The sequence below is a fragment of the Thiobacter subterraneus genome (assembly GCF_055379455.1).
In genome coordinates, this window is record NZ_AP042402.1 from 2,338,377 (window position 1) to 2,352,611 (window position 14,235).

A 14,235-nucleotide genomic window follows, 5' to 3' on the forward strand; every position below is an offset into this window, starting at 1 on the left:
GCAATTATTGGCGGCGGGCCTTCCGGTGCTCTTCGCAGCAGAAGAATTCGCCGCCGCTCATGATGGCTTCGCTGCGGGGCGTGTTCACGCCGCAGATCACGCAGCGCACCATGTCCTCGGGCGGGGCCGGCGGCCGGGCCTGGGGCGGCGCCTGCAGGCTGCGGTAGTAGTTCTTGATGACGAGGTAAAGAAGAAAGAGGCCGACCAGGAGAATGAGCAGGCGCATGAAACCGATCCGGTGACCGCCCGGGGGCGGAACAAACCGGAGCATCATAGCATCTTTGCCGGACTGCCGGCGGAGGGGAGGAAAGCCCCGGGGCGGGGCTTTGCCACACTTGCCGTCACGACGGCAGGGAATTGGTCGGGGTGAGAGGATTCGAACCTCCGACTCCTGCGTCCCGAACGCAGTACTCTACCAGGCTGAGCTACACCCCGTTCTTTTGACGACACTGGCCTGGGCGGCGTGCCGATGGCGTCTCCGCGCTTCCCTAGTGATTCCGGGAAACCGCGAAAGCTGCCAATTCTAGCAGGGTCTGCTTGTAATTTGAATCGGGCAGGTGGGCGATGGCGGCACAGGCGGTGTCGGCCTCGCGCCGGGCGGCCGCCGCGGCGTACTCCAGGGCGCCGGTTTCGCGGATGGCGGCGGAGACTGCCGGGAAGTCTTCCAGCCCGCCCTGCTCGATGGCGCGGCGCACCAGGGCGGCCTGGTCGGCCGTACCCCGGCGCATGACATAGATCAGGGGCAGGGTGGGCTTGCCCTCGGCCAGGTCGTCGCCCAGGTTCTTGCCGATCTGGTCCTGCTGCCCCGAGTAGTCCAGCACGTCATCGATGAGCTGGAAGGCCGTGCCCAGATGCATGCCGTAGGTGGCCATGGCCTCCTCGTCGGCGCCGTTCGCCCCAGCCAGCACCGCTCCCAGGCGGCAGGCCGCCTCGAACAGCTTGGCGGTCTTGTAGCGGATCACCTGCAGGTAGCGTTCCTCGTCGATGTCCGGGTCGTGGCAGTTCATGAGCTGCAGCACCTCGCCCTCGGCGATGACGTTGGTGGCGTCCGACAGGATTTCCATGACCCGGTGGCTGCCCACGCCCACCATCATCTGGAAGGCGCGGGAATAGAGAAAATCGCCCACCAGCACGCTGGCGGCGTTGCCGAACAGGGCATTGGCGGTCTGCCGACCGCGGCGCAGGCTGGATTCGTCCACCACGTCGTCGTGCAGCAGGGTGGCGGTGTGGATGAATTCCACCACTGCCGCAAGGTCATAATGCTTGTCACCCTGGTAGCCGAAGGCGCCCGCGGAGAGCAGCACCAGGGCCGGGCGCAGGCGCTTGCCGCCGCTGGCAATGATGTATTCCGAGACCTGCCGGATCAGCACCACATCGGAATGCAGGCGGCGGCGGATCACCGCATCCACGCGCTGCATGTCCGCTTCGATGAAGCGGCGGATTTGCTCGAGTTGCACGAAACGGGCCGAAAGAGGGGAAACGCGTATGGTAGGAAGGCGCACCGGGGCGGTCAAGGCGCGTTCGGCCCCGTTGCCCCGGTGGGGCGGGCCTTTGACCCGGCAGGGTTTTTTCGGTAGAATGCGCGGTTTTCCGAAATGGACTGACGGAGATTCCCATGTATGCGGTCGTAAAAACCGGAGGCAAGCAGTACCGCGTCGCCCCCGGCGAGAAACTCAAAGTAGAACAGATACCGGCAGACATTGGCAGCGAAGTGGTTCTGGATCAGGTGCTCATGCTCGCCGACGGCGACAAGGTGACCGTGGGCAACCCCCTCGTTCCCGGTGCCAGCGTGCGCGCCACGGTGCTGGCCCATGGCCGGCATCCCAAGGTGAAGATCTTCAAGCTGCGCCGGCGCAAGCACTACCAGAAGCACCAGGGACATCGTCAGAACTACACCGAGCTTAAGATCGAGAGCATCGCGAGCTAACGAGGCAAACCATGGCACACAAGAAAGCAGGCGGCAGCTCCCGTAACGGCCGCGATTCCGAATCGAAACGCCTGGGCGTGAAACGCTACGGCGGCCAGCTGGTCAACGCGGGCGAAATCATCGTGCGCCAGCGGGGGACCCGCTTCCATCCGGGCGAGAACGTGGGCATGGGCAAGGACCACACCCTGTTCGCCAAGGTGGCGGGCAAGGTCCATTTCGCGACCAAGGGCGCCCTGAAACGCCACGTGGTGAGCATCGAGCCCCTGGCCTGAGCGTCAGCCGAGGCTTGTATCCGATGGAAGAGGCCCTATCCTGCGATAGGGCCTCTTGCTTTTTGTCCGGCCTCCCTTTTTCTTCGCGCGCCATACCATGAAATTCATCGACGAAGCCATCATCCGCGTCCAGGCGGGCAAGGGCGGTGACGGCTGCGCCTCGTTCCGGCGCGAGAAATTCATTCCCAAGGGCGGGCCCGACGGCGGCGACGGCGGGCGGGGCGGCAGCGTCTATGCCGTGGCCGACCGCAACATCAACACCCTCATCGACTACCGCTACCAGCGCCTGCACAAGGCCCAGAACGGCGAGCCGGGCCGCGGCTCCGACCAGTACGGCGCGTCCGGTGCCGACATCGTGCTGCGCGTGCCGGTGGGCACGGTGATCACCGACCTCGATACCGGGGAACTGGTAGCCGACCTCACCGAGGACGGCCAGCGCGCTTTGCTGGCCAGGGGGGGACGTGGGGGCCTGGGTAACCTGCACTTCAAGTCCAGCACCAACCGCGCGCCGCGCCAGTTCACCCGGGGCGAACCCGGGCAGGAGCGGCAGCTCAAGCTGGAACTCAAGGTGCTGGCGGATGTGGGCCTCCTGGGCTTGCCCAACGCGGGCAAGTCCACCTTCATCCGGGCCGTCTCGGCGGCGCGTCCCAAGGTGGCGGACTATCCCTTCACGACCCTGCATCCCAACCTGGGGGTGGTGCGGGTGGACATGGAACGCAGCTTCGTCATCGCCGACATCCCGGGTCTCATCGAAGGCGCGGCGGAAGGGCACGGGCTGGGTCATCAGTTCCTGCGTCATCTGCAGCGCACCCGCCTGCTGCTGCACATCGTCGATCTCGCGCGCTTCGATCCCGGCGCCGATCCCGTGCACGATGCGCGCGCCATCGTCGAGGAGCTGCGCAAATACGATGCGGCGCTCTACGAAAAACCGCGCTGGCTGGTGCTCAACAAGATCGACCTGATCCCGGAAGGGGAGCGGCAGGCACGCATCGATGCCTTCCTTAAGGCCTTCGGCTGGGAGGGGCCGTGGTTCGCCGTGTCCGCCATGAGCGGCGAAGGTTGTGCCCGGGTCATCCACGCCGTGGCCGATTATCTGGAGCGCGAACGCAAAGCGGAACAGGCGCGGCAGGCCGCCGGCACGCCGGAGGGGGCGTAAACACGCCGCCGGCGCGCCCCGGCCCGGACCAGCCGGTTTTCGCAGGCGCGGCGCTCCCCGACATGCGCCGGTCGTGCGGCTTGGCGACGAGCGGCCCGCCCGGGTTTCTAGGATAATAAGCGCCATGCAATCCATCCTCGCCAAATCCCGCTGCCTGGTGGTGAAAGTCGGCAGCAGCCTGGTCACCAACGAAGGGCAGGGGCTCGACACCCAGGCCATCGCCCACTGGGCGGACCAGATCGCGCGGCTCAAGGAAATGGGCAAGCAGGTGCTGCTGGTGTCCAGCGGCGCGATCGCCGAAGGCATGCAACGGCTGGGCTGGAAGAAACGGCCCCATGCGCTGCATGAGCTGCAGGCGGCGGCGGCCGTGGGGCAGATGGGGCTGGTGCAGGTCTATGAAACCTGCTTCCGCAAGCATGGCCTGCACACCGCGCAGGTGCTGCTCACCCACGAGGATCTCGCAGACCGCACCCGCTATCTCAACGCCCGCTCCACCCTGCGCACCCTGCTGGCGCTCAACGTCATTCCCGTCATCAACGAGAACGACACGGTGGTCACCGAGGAAATCAAGTTCGGCGACAACGACACCCTGGGCGCCCTGGTCACCAATCTGGTGGAGGCCGATGCCCTGGTCATCATGACCGACCAGAAAGGCCTGTATTCGGCCGATCCGCGCAAGGACCCCCATGCGCGCCTGATCCAGGAGGCGCGCGCCGGCGACCCGGAGCTGGAAAAGATGGCGGGCGGTGCCGGCAGCGCCATCGGCCGCGGCGGCATGCTCACCAAGGTGCTCGCGGCGAAGCGGGCGGCGCGCAGCGGCGCGCACACGGTGATCGCCTGGGGCCGGGAACCGGATGTGCTGGTGCGCCTGGCCCGGGGCGAGCTGATCGGCACCCAGCTGCTGGCCGACGAGGGCAACAAGGTGGCGGCCCGCAAGAAGTGGCTGGCAGACCATCTCCAGGTGCGCGGGCGTCTGGTGCTGGATGCGGGGGCGGTGCGCGCCCTGGTGGAAGAGGGCAAGAGCCTGCTGCCCATCGGCGTGGTGGAAGCCCACGGCGAGTTCGGACGCGGCGAGGTGGTGGCGTGCGTGGACGGCGAGGGGCGCGAGATCGCGCGCGGGCTGGTCAACTACGACGCCAGCGAGACGCGCCGCATCCTGCGGCAGCCTTCCAGCCGCATCGAGGCCATCCTGGGCTACGTGGACGAGCCCGAGCTCATCCACCGGGACAACCTGGTGCTGCTCTGATGACGCAGCGCATCGAAATCGTCGAGGGCGACATCACCCGGCTGGCGGTGGACGCCATCGTCAACGCCGCCAACGAGAGCCTGCTGGGGGGTGGCGGTGTGGACGGTGCCATTCACCGGGCCGCCGGCCCCGAGCTGCTGGAAGCCTGCCGAAAGCTCAACGGCTGCCCCACCGGCGAGGCGCGCATCACACCCGGCTTCCGCCTGCCCGCCCGCTTCGTCATCCATACCGTGGGACCGGTCTGGCACGGGGGCGACCGAAACGAGGATGCACTGTTGGCGAGTTGTTACTGGGAGAGCCTGCGGCTTGCCCATGAGCACGGCTGCAGGACCATCGCCTTTCCTGCCATCTCCACCGGCGCCTACGGTTTTCCCCTGAAGCGTGCCACTGCCATTGCCGTGCGCGAGGTGCGTGCGGCGCTCAAACGCTATCCCGACATCGACACGGTGTATTTCGTCTGCTTCAGCGAGCGGGCACGCCGGGCCTACGAGACGGCGCTGGCCAGTTCCTGAACGTGGGCCACGGCGCTTTTGCCCAGCGCCGCGAGATCATAGCCTCCCTCCAGCGTGGACACCACGCGGCCGCCGCAGCAGGTTTGGGCGATGGTCAAGACCTCGCGCGTGAGCCAGGCGAAATCCTCTTCCGTGAGCAGAAGCATCGCCAAAGGATCATCGCGGTGGGCGTCGAAGCCCGCCGAAATCAGGATCAGCTGGGGCGAAAAGCGGGCCAGTGCGGGCAGCCCCACTTTTTCCCAGGCCTGACGGAAGCCCCGTCCGTCGGTGCCGGCAGGCAGGGGCATGGGCACGATGTGCGCGTTGCCGGAATCCGCCCCGCTGAAGGGGTAGAAAGGATGCTGGAAGCTGGAGGCGAAAAGCACGCGCGGCTCGTCGTGGAAGATGTCTTCGGTGCCGTTGCCGTGGTGCACGTCGAAGTCCACGATGGCCACCCGCTCGAGGCCATGGACCGCGAGCGCATGGGCGGCGGCCACGGCCACGTTGTTGAACAGGCAAAACCCCATGGCCCGGTCCCGGCAGGCGTGATGTCCCGGCGGGCGCACGGCGCAGAAGGCGTTGGCGAACTCACCCGCCAGGACGCCGTCCACCGCGGCGACCACCGCTCCCGCGGCATGGCGCGCCGCGCTGAGGGAATGGGGATTCATGGCGGTGTCCGGGTCGAGGGCCACGAGACCCGCGGCCGGCGCCATCGCCGCGATGGCCGCGAGGTATGCGCCATCGTGGACGCGCCCGAGCTGCCCGTCGTCGGCGGCTGGGGCTTCCCGGGGCAGCAGCCGGTGGGCGAGCCCCGTGGCGGCGAAAGCGTCCGCGATGGCGATGAGGCGCGCCGGCCGTTCCGGGTGGCCCGGCCCCATCTCGTGGCGCAGGCACGCCGGATGGGTGAACCAGGCCGTGGCCATGGGTCTATCTCAGATTGGCCAGCCGCTTGCGCGCGATGTCCGCGGCGGGACTGGTGGGGTAGCGTGCCACCAGATCCTCCAGGGTCCTGCGTGCCGCAGCGCGGTCGCCCAGCTCGGTCTGGGCGCTGGCCATGTTGAGCAGGGCATCCGGCACCTTCGCGCTTTGCGGATAGAGGCTCAGGAGCTTCTGCTGGGCGGCGATGGCCGCCTTGTAGTCGCGCAGGGCGGAAAAGGAATTGCCGATCCAGTACTGGGCGTTGGCCGCCAGGGGACTGGCGGGATAGGTCTTGAGGAAGTTCTCGAAGGCGGCGATGGCGCCCTGATAGTTGCCGATCTTGAACAGGTTGAAGGCGGCCTCGTAGGCCCGGCTCTCCGACCCCGTGTCGGCGGCGGCAGGGGCCGCGGCACCCGATGCCGTGCCGGACGCGGCAGGCGGCGCGGCGGCGGGCCCGGCGGTCTCCAGCTTGCGCAGCCGGTCGTCCAGATCCACGTAGAGATCACGCTGGCGTTTCTCCACCGTCTCCACGGCATGGGTGTTGACCTCAAGCTGGCCGCGCAACCTGGCCAGCTCCGCCTTGAGGCCCTCCATCTGCTGCACGAGGTCGATCAGTCCCTGGGCGCGCAGCTGGGCATCCAGCCGACCCACGCGTTCCTCCAGGGCCTTGAGATCCTCCCGCAGCTTCTGGTTTTCCTGGGCCAGGGTCTGGATACGCGCGCGGGCCTCGTCGTCCGAGAACAGGCCCGCCGCGGCGGGCAGGCTGGCGATGAGCAGCAGCCCCAGCAGCAGGTTGCGCGCCCGGCGTGCCATGTTCACTCGCCCTGATAGACGATGTCCACGCGGCGGTTCTGGGACCAGCAGGACTCGTCATGACAGGTGGCGCGTGGTTTCTCCTCGCCAAAGCTCACGGACTCCATCTGGCTTTCCGGCACGCCCAGCACGCTCATCATCTTGCGCACGGCATCGGCCCGGCGCTGACCCAGGGCCAGGTTGTACTCGCGGCTGCCCCGCTCATCGGCATTGCCCTGGAGGAAGACCTTGGCGGACTTGTGCTCCACCAGATAGCGGGCATGGGCCTCGATGATCGACCTGTATTCGGGCTTGATGGCATCGCTGTCGTAATCGAAATAGATGCTGCGCTTGGACAGGATGTTATTGGGATCGGTGAGGGGGTTCACCGCGGTGCTGGGCGGTGTGAGGGGCCGCGCGGCACCTTCGCCGGCACCGGCGGCCGGGGCGGCCGTGCGGTCTTCCACCGCCGCGCGCGGCTGTTCCTTCGCGGATTCCGTACTGGCGCAGCCGGCCAGCAGCCCGGCGAGAAGCAGACTGAGCGTGAATCGTTTCATGATGTTCTCCTTTTGCATGAGTGGGTGAAGATCAGGGTTGGGTCTTGAGTCGCGGCCCCCACGCCGGCTCGCGCACGTCGCCCGCTTCGGTGGTGAGCTTCTGTTTCACCCGCCCGTCGCTGGAGACGGCGGCCAGGCTGCCCCGGCCGCCCTGGGCCGTGGCATAGAGGATCAGCTTGCCATTGGGCGCGAAGCTGGGCGATTCGTCCATGCCGCCGTCCGTGAGCACCTGCACCTGACCGGAGGCGATATCCTGCACCGCCACCCGGAAGCGTCCCCCCTCGCGCTGGATGAAGACGAAGCTCTTGCCGTCGGGGCTGTAACGCGGGCTCACATTGTAGCTGCCCTGGAAGGTGAGGCGCACCGGTTCACCGCCGTAGGCGGGCATGCGGTAGATCTGGGGGCTGCCGCCGCGGTCGGAAGTGAACAGGATATAGCGCCCGTCCGGCGACCAGCTGGGTTCGGTGTCGATGGCGCTGCTGTTGCTGAGGCGTTTGAGGCCGCTGCCGTCGGCGTTAATGGCATAGATCTGGGAAGTGCCGTCCTTGGTGAGCACGATGGCGAGCTGCCGGCCATCCGGCGACCAGGCGGGGGCGCTGTTGCTGCCCTTGAAATTGGCCAGCACGAAACGCCGCGCGGTGGCCAGTTCCTGCACGTAGATCACCGGCTTCCTGCTTTCGAAGGCCACGTAGGCGAGCCGCGTGCCATCCGGCGACCAGGCCGGGGACATGATGGGCTCACGCGAGCTGAACACGGTCTGGGCGTTGGCGCCGTCGGAATCCGCCACCTGCAGTTCGTGCAGACTGCCCCGTTTGGTGATGTAGGCGATGCGGGTGGCGAACACGCCCGGATCACCCGTTAGTTTCTCGTAGATGATGTCGGCGATCTGGTGGGCGGTCAGGCGCAGTTGGGCAGGGCTTGTGGGCAGGCTGTAGCCGGCGAGCTGCTGCACGCCGCCCGGCGACTGGGGATCTTCCCTGACCGTGTCCAGCAGCCGGAACTGCACCTCCAGCCGGCCATTGGGCTGGCTCACCACGCTGCCGATCACCAGGGCCGCGGCGCCGCGTGCCTTCCAGTCGGCGAGCCTCACCTCCGAGGGCCGTTGCGGCAGGGGCGTTACACCGGCGGTGCTCACGATCTTGAACTGGCCGCTGCGGGTGAGATCGGCGGCGATGATGCCGGAGAGGCGGTCGCGCCAGGCGTCTTCGCCCGAAAAGGGTGCGATGGCCACGGGAATCTGCAGCGCGGCGCCGCCGGTGATCTCGATGGTGAGGGCGGCCTGGGCGGGCGCCAGCCAGCAGGCGAACCCCAGCCAGATGACGGTGCGCAGGAGCGACGACAGGCGGATGTCAGTCATTGGGATCATTGGGACGGATGATCAGATGCAGGTTGCGGAAAGCCTGAAAAATTTCGGGCTGCGGCGGCACCGGCAGCGGGTCGGCCTGCAGGATGGCGTATTCCACCGCCCGGTCACAGGCCGGCAGGCCGCTGCCGCGGGTAAGCACCGGCTGGCTGCGCAGCTGCCCGGTGGGCAGCAGGGCGATGTCGAATTCCAGTTGCACGTTGGCTTCCCCGCAGGGCTGCCGGTTGAGGTAGCTGCGGATCTTGCGCTTGATGCGGCCCTTGTAGTCGCCGATCACGGACTCGCTGGCAGACGTGGCGCGGGCGGCCTCCATCATGGCCTGCTGGCGCTGGATCAGCTCCAGCTGCCGCTGCAGGGGATCGGCTTCGCTCACCGTGGGCTGGGGCGTGGGCCGGGGCGCGGGCTTGGGCTCGGCGACGGGTCTGGGCGCCGGTTCCACTTTCGCGGGCTCGGGTTTTTTCGGCTCGGGCCGGGCCCTGAGGGCGATGTCCGGCTTCGGCGTCTCCGCCTTCGGCTCCACTTTCGGCTCCGGCCTGGGCGCCGGCCGGGTTTCCCGGACCGGCGCGGGAGCCGGCGCCGGCGCGGCGCGCGGCGTGGCCGGCAGCGCCGACCACAGATCGGCGATCACCGGCTCCGGCTCCTCTTGGTTCCAGCGCACCCCGAGGGCGAGCAGGCCGAGGAACACGAGATGCACCAGCAGGGCGAGCAGGCCGGCGCGCAGGGTGTCGGCGGATGGGGCAGACAAACGCATCTCCACGCTCACAGCCTCAACTGCCCGCGGGCTTTGCCAGCAGCCCGACCTTGCGTACCTGGTTCTGCTGCAGGAGATCCATCACTTCCAGCACCTTTTCGTAGCGCACGCTCCGGTCTGCGGCGATCACCACCGCCTGGTCCGGATTCGCGGCCTGCCTGGCCCGGATCGCCTGCACCAGATCCGGGCGGCTCACGGCCACCTCTGCGCCCGCTTTCGAGCGGTCGCGCAGCCTGAGGCTATTGTCGGCGCGGATGATGACTTCCAGTGGGGCCACCGGGGCCTTCAGTTGCTGGCCCACCCGGGGCAGCTCGATCTGCCCGGGGTTGATGAGGGGCGCGGCCACCATGAACACGATGAGCAGCACCAGCATGACGTCGATGAAGGGCACGACGTTGATCTGGTTCATCTGACGGCGTGGGCGGCGGTTCATCGTGGCGTCAGTGGGGTGCGTCACAGGGGAGCATCACCGGGGGGCGTCACCGGGCCTGGCGCTGGAGGATGTTGGACAGCTCCTCCATGAAGCTTTCGTAGCGGGTGGCCAGGCGGTCGATGTCGTGGGTGTAGCGGTTGTAGGCAATCACCGCGGGAATGGCGGCGAACAGACCCATGGCCGTGGCGATCAGCGCTTCGGCGATGCCCGGGGCCACGTGGGCCAGGGTCGCCTGCCCCACGTTGGCCAGCCCCCGGAAGGAATTCATGATGCCCCACACGGTGCCGAACAGCCCTACGTAGGGACTCACCGACCCCACGGTGGCGAGGAAGGACAGCTTGCGTTCCAGCTGATCCAGTTCCCGCTGATAGGCGGCGCGCATGGCGCGGCGCGTGCCGTCCATCACCGCACTGATGTCCATGCCGCCCTGGCGCTTGAGTTTGCTGAACTCGCGAAACCCCGCCTCGAAGATCTTGGCCATGCCACGCGGGACGATGGGCCCCGAGGTGAGGGACTGGAACAGGGCGTTGAGATCCACGCCGCTCCAAAATTCCCGCTCGAACCCGTCCGCCTGGCGGGCGGCTTCCCGGAGGGCAAACAGCTTCTGGAAGATGAACAGCCAGGAGAGGAAGGAGGCGGCCAGAAGCAGCAGCATCACCAGCTGCACCACCAGGCTTGCGTTCGCCACCAGGGCGAGGAAGGACAGGTCTGTAGAGGCTTGCACGTTCACGAAAGGCTTTCCAGTCGGTTGCGCAGCACGGCGGGAATGGCGGTGGGCCGGAAGGTGCTCGCCTGCACGCAGGCGATTTTGACGCGCGCCGTGACCAGGGGCGCGTCACGCTCGATGGTCTGGGCGAGTTCCAGCATGCTGCGGCGCAGGTGGATGAGGCTGACGGTCACCGTGAGCAGATCGTTGAAGCGGGCGGGGCGCAGGTATTCTATCGTCAGGGCGCGCACCACGAAGATGACATCGAAGTCACGCAAAAGTTGCGGCTGCTCGAAACCCGCGGCGCGCAGCCATTCTGTGCGCGCCCGCTCCAGAAACTTGAGGTGGTTGGCGTAATAGACGACACCGCCGGCGTCCGTGTCTTCGTAATAGACCCGCAAGGGCCAGGTGAAGGCGGCAGCCGGCGCGACCACCCCGCTCACTGCTCGTTCCACAGGTCGAGCGTGCCGCCCGGTGCCGCGAGTCCGAAATGCTGGTAGGACAGGCGGGTCGCCACCCGCCCGCGTGGCGTGCGCATGAGATAGCCCTGCTGGATCAGGAAGGGCTCCAGCACGTCTTCGATGGTGTCGGGCGCCTCGCCGATGGCGGCGGCCAGATTATCCAGACCCACCGGCCCGCCGCCGAATTTTTCCAGCACGGCGGACAAAAGCTTGCGGTCCATGGTGTCCAGTCCCACCTTGTCCACGTCCAGCATGGACAGGGCCGCGTCCGCCACCTCCGGCGTGACGCGGCCCCCGGCGCGCACCTCGGCATAATCGCGCACCCGGCGCAGCAGGCGGTTGGCGATGCGGGGCGTGCCCCGGGAGCGGCGCGCGATTTCCAGTGCCCCTTCGGGCGAGAGTTCGACGTTGAGCAGGCGTCCGGAACGCATCACGATCTGCTGCAGTTCCTCCGGCGTGTAGAACTCCAGCCGCGCGACGATGCCGAACCGGTCACGCAGGGGGTTGGTGAGCATGCCGGCGCGGGTGGTGGCACCCACCAGCGTGAATGGGGGCAGGTCCAGCTTCACCGAGCGGGCCGCCGGCCCCTCGCCGATCATGATGTCGATCTGGAAGTCTTCCAGGGCGGGGTAGAGGATCTCCTCCACCACCGGGGACAGACGATGGATCTCGTCGATGAACAGGACGTCGTTGGGCTCGAGGTTGGTGAGCAGCGCCGCGAGATCCCCCGCCCGTTCCAGTACCGGGCCCGAGGTCTGGCGCAGGTTGACGCCCATTTCCCGCGCGATGATGTGGGCCAGCGTGGTCTTGCCCAACCCCGGCGGCCCGAACAGCAGCACGTGATCCAGGGCCTCACCGCGTTTGCGTGCCGCCTCGATGAAGATCTCCAGCTGCTCCCGCGCCTTCTTCTGGCCCACGTATTCCTGCAGCGCGCGGGGGCGCAGGGCGCGCTCCAGCGCCTCTTCCTGGGGAGAGAGGGGCGCGGGGGAGATGAGGCGGTCGGTTTCAATCATGGCCTGGCATTGGGCGGGCGCACAGGCGTCGCCCGCTTTTTCTGCGGGATTGCCGTGCCCTGTGCGCGGCGGGCCTCATCGGTGGGCTCATGCCTTGGACAGCAGTTTGAGAGCCTGCCGGATGCCGTCGGACACGGACACATCCTTGGGCAACTGTTTCACGGCCCAGCTCGCTTCCTTGGGATTATACCCAAGGGCCAGCAGCGCATTGACCACGTCGCTCTCGCTGCCGGCACCGGCTTGAGTCTCTGCGGGGGCAACCGCCACGGGGGCGAGCTTGTCCTTGAGTTCCAGCAGCAGCCGCTCCGCAGTCTTCTTGCCGATGCCCGGCACCCGGACGAGGCGTGCGCTTTCCTGACAGGCCACGGCCTGGGCCAGCTCCGCCACGCTCAGGCCGGAAAGCACGGCCAGCGCAGTCTTGGCGCCGATGCCGCTCACCCGGATGAGCTGACGAAAGGTCTGGCGTTCCTCCTCGCTGCCGAAACCGTAGAGCAGATGGGCGTCCTCGCGCACCACCAGATGGGTGTGCAGGCTCACCCGCTCACCGGTGGCGGGCAGGTTGTAGAAGGTGCTCATGGGCACGTCCAGCTCGTAACCCACGCCATTGACGTCCACCACGATCTGGGGCGGCCGTTTCTCCAGCAGGATGCCCGTGATGCGGCCGATCATAAGGGGCCTGCCGTGGAAAACAGCGCGGCCGCCAGCAGAAGCCCCGCGAGATGGGCGGCGGCCAGGGTGTCGCGGATGGCCGGGGCGAGGGCTGCCGGCGTGTCGGCATGACGCTTCAGGACGGCAAAGGCGCGCAGGCTCAGGGGCGCGGCGGCCAGGGCCGCGGCCGTGGCTGCCGGCAGGGCACGCAGGGCGATGGCGAGCACCAGGCCACCGTACGCCAACAGCAGGATCAGGCCGTAGCCCCGTGCCGCCAGCCGGGGCGGCAGACGCACCACCCAGTGGCGCTTGCCGGCGGCGGCGTCAGCTGCGCGGTCCGGAAACTGGTTCACGTAGAGGATGGCCGTCACCAGCAGGGCATAGGGCCAGCCCGCCGCCCAGGGCAGGGGGGCAAAGCCGGCGCGCTGCACGAAGTCGCTGCCCACCACGACCAGCAGGAAACCCAGGGCGACGCAGATCTCGCCCAGGCCACGCCCGTTCAGGCGCAAAGGCTCGGCCGAGTAGGCCCAGCCGAGGAACAGGCCCACGGCACCGATGGCGATCAGGGCCGGCCCGGCATGCAGGGTCAGCCACAGGCCGGCGGGAATCACAGCCGCCAGCAGGGCGAAGCCGAAGGTGGCGGTGGCGCGCGGCGTGAGCACTCCGTTCTGGATGAAGCGGCTGCCACCGGTGTAGGGATAGATGCGATCCACGTTGCGGGCATCGCTGCCGTTCAGGGCATCGTAATAGTCGTTGAGCACGTTCACGCCGGCGTGGGTGAGCAGGGCCGCGAGCAGCGTGACGGCGGCGCGGGCCGGTTCCAGGGCGATGCCGTCGTGGGCGGCCCCCGCCAGACCCAGCACGACACCCACCAGGGTGATGGTGAGGAAGGCCGGGCGCGTGGCCAGGAAATAGCGCAGCAGCGGGTTGGGCAGGGCCGCCAGCGTGGGTTCGCGTGCCGTCATCAGAGCCGTCCCACCAGGCGTCCGTTGCGCATGCGCCAGCCGCTCGGGGCGAAGCGCCCCAGCCCCTGGCTGCCGTGGGCATGGCAGATGGCGCAGGCCAGCGCGTCCGCGGCATCCGGTGCGGGCGTGCCCGGCAGCGCCAGCAGGCGTCGCACCATTTCCTGGACCTGTTCCTTTTCCGCGTGGCCGTTGCCCACCACCGCCTGCTTCACCTGCAGCGCGGTGTATTCCGTCACCGGCAGGCCCTGGGCCACCGCGGCACAGATGGCCGCCCCGCGGGCCTGCCCCAGGAGGAGGGTGGACTTGGGATTGACGTTGACGAACACCTGTTCCACCGTCACGGCCTGGGGCCGGTGCTCCAGGATGATCTCCGTGAGGTGGTCGAAAATGGCCTTCAGCCGCTGGGGCAGTGTTGCCTCGGGCGTGCGGATGCAGCCGCTGGTGACATAGGCCAGGCGTCCGCCTGCCTGCTCGATGACGCCGAAACCGGTGATGCGCAGTCCGGGGTCGATGCCTAGGATGCGCATGCTGCGGCG

Annotated in this window: 19 protein-coding genes and 1 tRNA gene; 5 read left to right on the top strand and 15 right to left on the bottom strand. The window is 68.0% G+C overall.

Going from position 1 to position 14,235, the window contains the following annotated elements:
- Positions 1-4: 4 nt before the first annotated feature.
- From ACZ42P_RS11525 to ispB, 3 genes are all read right to left on the bottom strand, one after another.
- Positions 5-226, bottom strand: a complete 222-nt coding sequence (locus ACZ42P_RS11525) for a PP0621 family protein (protein WP_464897683.1) — start codon at positions 224-226, stop codon at positions 5-7.
- 132 nt (positions 227-358) lie between these two features.
- Positions 359-435, bottom strand: a tRNA-Pro gene (locus ACZ42P_RS11530).
- Between the two features lie 53 nt (positions 436-488).
- Positions 489-1,457 (bottom strand): octaprenyl diphosphate synthase, encoded by a 969-nt coding sequence (gene ispB, locus ACZ42P_RS11535; RefSeq protein ID WP_464897684.1) that lies wholly within the window; start codon positions 1,455-1,457, stop codon positions 489-491.
- Positions 1,458-1,615: 158 nt separating this feature from the next.
- Between ispB and rplU the strand changes: the two genes are divergently transcribed.
- From rplU to ACZ42P_RS11560, 5 genes are all read left to right on the top strand, one after another.
- Entirely contained in the window at positions 1,616-1,927 is a 312-nt protein-coding gene (rplU, locus tag ACZ42P_RS11540) for a 50S ribosomal protein L21 (RefSeq protein ID WP_464897685.1), read from the top strand.
- Positions 1,928-1,938: 11 nt separating this feature from the next.
- On the top strand, positions 1,939-2,199 hold the full coding sequence (gene rpmA, locus ACZ42P_RS11545; RefSeq protein ID WP_464897686.1) for a 50S ribosomal protein L27: 261 nt from the start codon (positions 1,939-1,941) through the stop codon (positions 2,197-2,199).
- 97 nt (positions 2,200-2,296) lie between these two features.
- Complete coding sequence (gene cgtA, locus ACZ42P_RS11550; protein ID WP_464897687.1) at positions 2,297-3,355, top strand: Obg family GTPase CgtA; 1,059 nt, start codon at positions 2,297-2,299, stop codon at positions 3,353-3,355.
- 124 nt (positions 3,356-3,479) lie between these two features.
- Positions 3,480-4,601, top strand: a complete 1,122-nt coding sequence (gene proB / locus ACZ42P_RS11555) for a glutamate 5-kinase (RefSeq protein ID WP_464897688.1) — start codon at positions 3,480-3,482, stop codon at positions 4,599-4,601.
- Entirely contained in the window at positions 4,601-5,113 is a 513-nt protein-coding gene (locus tag ACZ42P_RS11560) for an O-acetyl-ADP-ribose deacetylase (RefSeq protein ID WP_464897689.1), read from the top strand. The genes proB and ACZ42P_RS11560 overlap by 1 nt, the downstream gene beginning before the upstream one ends.
- Here the strand turns inward: ACZ42P_RS11560 and ACZ42P_RS11565 are convergent.
- The 12 genes from ACZ42P_RS11565 to ruvC form a co-directional block, all read right to left on the bottom strand.
- Positions 5,086-6,015, bottom strand: a complete 930-nt coding sequence (locus ACZ42P_RS11565; RefSeq protein WP_464897690.1) for a histone deacetylase family protein — start codon at positions 6,013-6,015, stop codon at positions 5,086-5,088. The two genes, ACZ42P_RS11560 and ACZ42P_RS11565, sit on opposite strands and share 28 nt — an antisense overlap.
- 4 nt (positions 6,016-6,019) lie before the next feature.
- Complete coding sequence (gene ybgF, locus ACZ42P_RS11570) at positions 6,020-6,823, bottom strand: tol-pal system protein YbgF (RefSeq protein ID WP_464897691.1); 804 nt, start codon at positions 6,821-6,823, stop codon at positions 6,020-6,022.
- Positions 6,824-6,825: 2 nt separating this feature from the next.
- Complete coding sequence (gene pal / locus ACZ42P_RS11575) at positions 6,826-7,359, bottom strand: peptidoglycan-associated lipoprotein Pal (protein ID WP_464897692.1); 534 nt, start codon at positions 7,357-7,359, stop codon at positions 6,826-6,828.
- Between the two features lie 31 nt (positions 7,360-7,390).
- A complete protein-coding gene (gene tolB / locus ACZ42P_RS11580; protein ID WP_464897693.1) occupies positions 7,391-8,725 on the bottom strand; it encodes a Tol-Pal system beta propeller repeat protein TolB in 1,335 nt (444 codons plus the stop codon).
- The gene (locus tag ACZ42P_RS11585) at positions 8,709-9,467 is read right to left on the bottom strand and encodes a cell envelope integrity TolA family protein (protein WP_464897694.1); all 759 of its coding nucleotides are present in this window, start codon (positions 9,465-9,467) and stop codon (positions 8,709-8,711) included. The genes tolB and ACZ42P_RS11585 overlap by 17 nt, the downstream gene beginning before the upstream one ends.
- A 22-nt stretch (positions 9,468-9,489) precedes the next feature.
- Positions 9,490-9,882, bottom strand: a complete 393-nt coding sequence (locus ACZ42P_RS11590; protein WP_464897695.1) for an ExbD/TolR family protein — start codon at positions 9,880-9,882, stop codon at positions 9,490-9,492.
- A gap of 70 nt (positions 9,883-9,952) precedes the next feature.
- Positions 9,953-10,630, bottom strand: coding sequence for a protein TolQ (tolQ, locus tag ACZ42P_RS11595; RefSeq protein WP_464899401.1), 678 nt, complete (start codon positions 10,628-10,630; stop codon positions 9,953-9,955).
- 2 nt (positions 10,631-10,632) lie between these two features.
- A complete protein-coding gene (gene ybgC / locus ACZ42P_RS11600) occupies positions 10,633-11,055 on the bottom strand; it encodes a tol-pal system-associated acyl-CoA thioesterase (protein WP_464897696.1) in 423 nt (140 codons plus the stop codon).
- Positions 11,052-12,086 carry a Holliday junction branch migration DNA helicase RuvB gene (gene ruvB, locus ACZ42P_RS11605; RefSeq protein ID WP_464897697.1) on the bottom strand — a complete coding sequence of 345 codons (1,035 nt, stop codon included), beginning with the start codon at positions 12,084-12,086 and terminating at the stop codon, positions 11,052-11,054. The genes ybgC and ruvB overlap by 4 nt, the downstream gene beginning before the upstream one ends.
- Positions 12,087-12,173: 87 nt before the next feature.
- Complete coding sequence (gene ruvA / locus ACZ42P_RS11610) at positions 12,174-12,755, bottom strand: Holliday junction branch migration protein RuvA (protein ID WP_464897698.1); 582 nt, start codon at positions 12,753-12,755, stop codon at positions 12,174-12,176.
- On the bottom strand, positions 12,752-13,699 hold the full coding sequence (locus ACZ42P_RS11615; RefSeq protein ID WP_464897699.1) for a UbiA family prenyltransferase: 948 nt from the start codon (positions 13,697-13,699) through the stop codon (positions 12,752-12,754). Before ACZ42P_RS11615 ends, ruvA begins: the two co-directional genes overlap by 4 nt.
- Complete coding sequence (ruvC, locus tag ACZ42P_RS11620) at positions 13,699-14,226, bottom strand: crossover junction endodeoxyribonuclease RuvC (protein WP_464897700.1); 528 nt, start codon at positions 14,224-14,226, stop codon at positions 13,699-13,701. Before ruvC ends, ACZ42P_RS11615 begins: the two co-directional genes overlap by 1 nt.
- Positions 14,227-14,235 lie beyond the last annotated feature (9 nt).

Excerpts from the sequence above, each read along its gene's own strand:
- rplU (WP_464897685.1), top strand. The coding sequence starts at position 1,616 with ATGTATGCGGTCGTAAAAACCGGAGGCAAGCAGTACCGCGTCGCCCCC.
- pal (WP_464897692.1), bottom strand. The coding sequence starts at position 7,359 with ATGAAACGATTCACGCTCAGTCTGCTTCTCGCCGGGCTGCTGGCCGGC.
- ACZ42P_RS11565 (WP_464897690.1), bottom strand. The coding sequence starts at position 6,015 with ATGGCCACGGCCTGGTTCACCCATCCGGCGTGCCTGCGCCACGAGATG.
- cgtA (WP_464897687.1), top strand. The coding sequence starts at position 2,297 with ATGAAATTCATCGACGAAGCCATCATCCGCGTCCAGGCGGGCAAGGGC.
- ybgF (WP_464897691.1), bottom strand. The coding sequence starts at position 6,823 with ATGGCACGCCGGGCGCGCAACCTGCTGCTGGGGCTGCTGCTCATCGCC.
- rpmA (WP_464897686.1), top strand. The coding sequence starts at position 1,939 with ATGGCACACAAGAAAGCAGGCGGCAGCTCCCGTAACGGCCGCGATTCC.
- ruvC (WP_464897700.1), bottom strand. The coding sequence starts at position 14,226 with ATGCGCATCCTAGGCATCGACCCCGGACTGCGCATCACCGGTTTCGGC.
- tolB (WP_464897693.1), bottom strand. The coding sequence starts at position 8,725 with ATGATCCCAATGACTGACATCCGCCTGTCGTCGCTCCTGCGCACCGTC.
- ACZ42P_RS11525 (WP_464897683.1), bottom strand. The coding sequence starts at position 226 with ATGCGCCTGCTCATTCTCCTGGTCGGCCTCTTTCTTCTTTACCTCGTC.
- ACZ42P_RS11590 (WP_464897695.1), bottom strand. The coding sequence starts at position 9,882 with ATGAACCAGATCAACGTCGTGCCCTTCATCGACGTCATGCTGGTGCTG.
- proB (WP_464897688.1), top strand. The coding sequence starts at position 3,480 with ATGCAATCCATCCTCGCCAAATCCCGCTGCCTGGTGGTGAAAGTCGGC.
- ruvA (WP_464897698.1), bottom strand. The coding sequence starts at position 12,755 with ATGATCGGCCGCATCACGGGCATCCTGCTGGAGAAACGGCCGCCCCAG.
- ACZ42P_RS11615 (WP_464897699.1), bottom strand. The coding sequence starts at position 13,699 with ATGACGGCACGCGAACCCACGCTGGCGGCCCTGCCCAACCCGCTGCTG.
- ruvB (WP_464897697.1), bottom strand. The coding sequence starts at position 12,086 with ATGATTGAAACCGACCGCCTCATCTCCCCCGCGCCCCTCTCTCCCCAG.
- ACZ42P_RS11560 (WP_464897689.1), top strand. The coding sequence starts at position 4,601 with ATGACGCAGCGCATCGAAATCGTCGAGGGCGACATCACCCGGCTGGCG.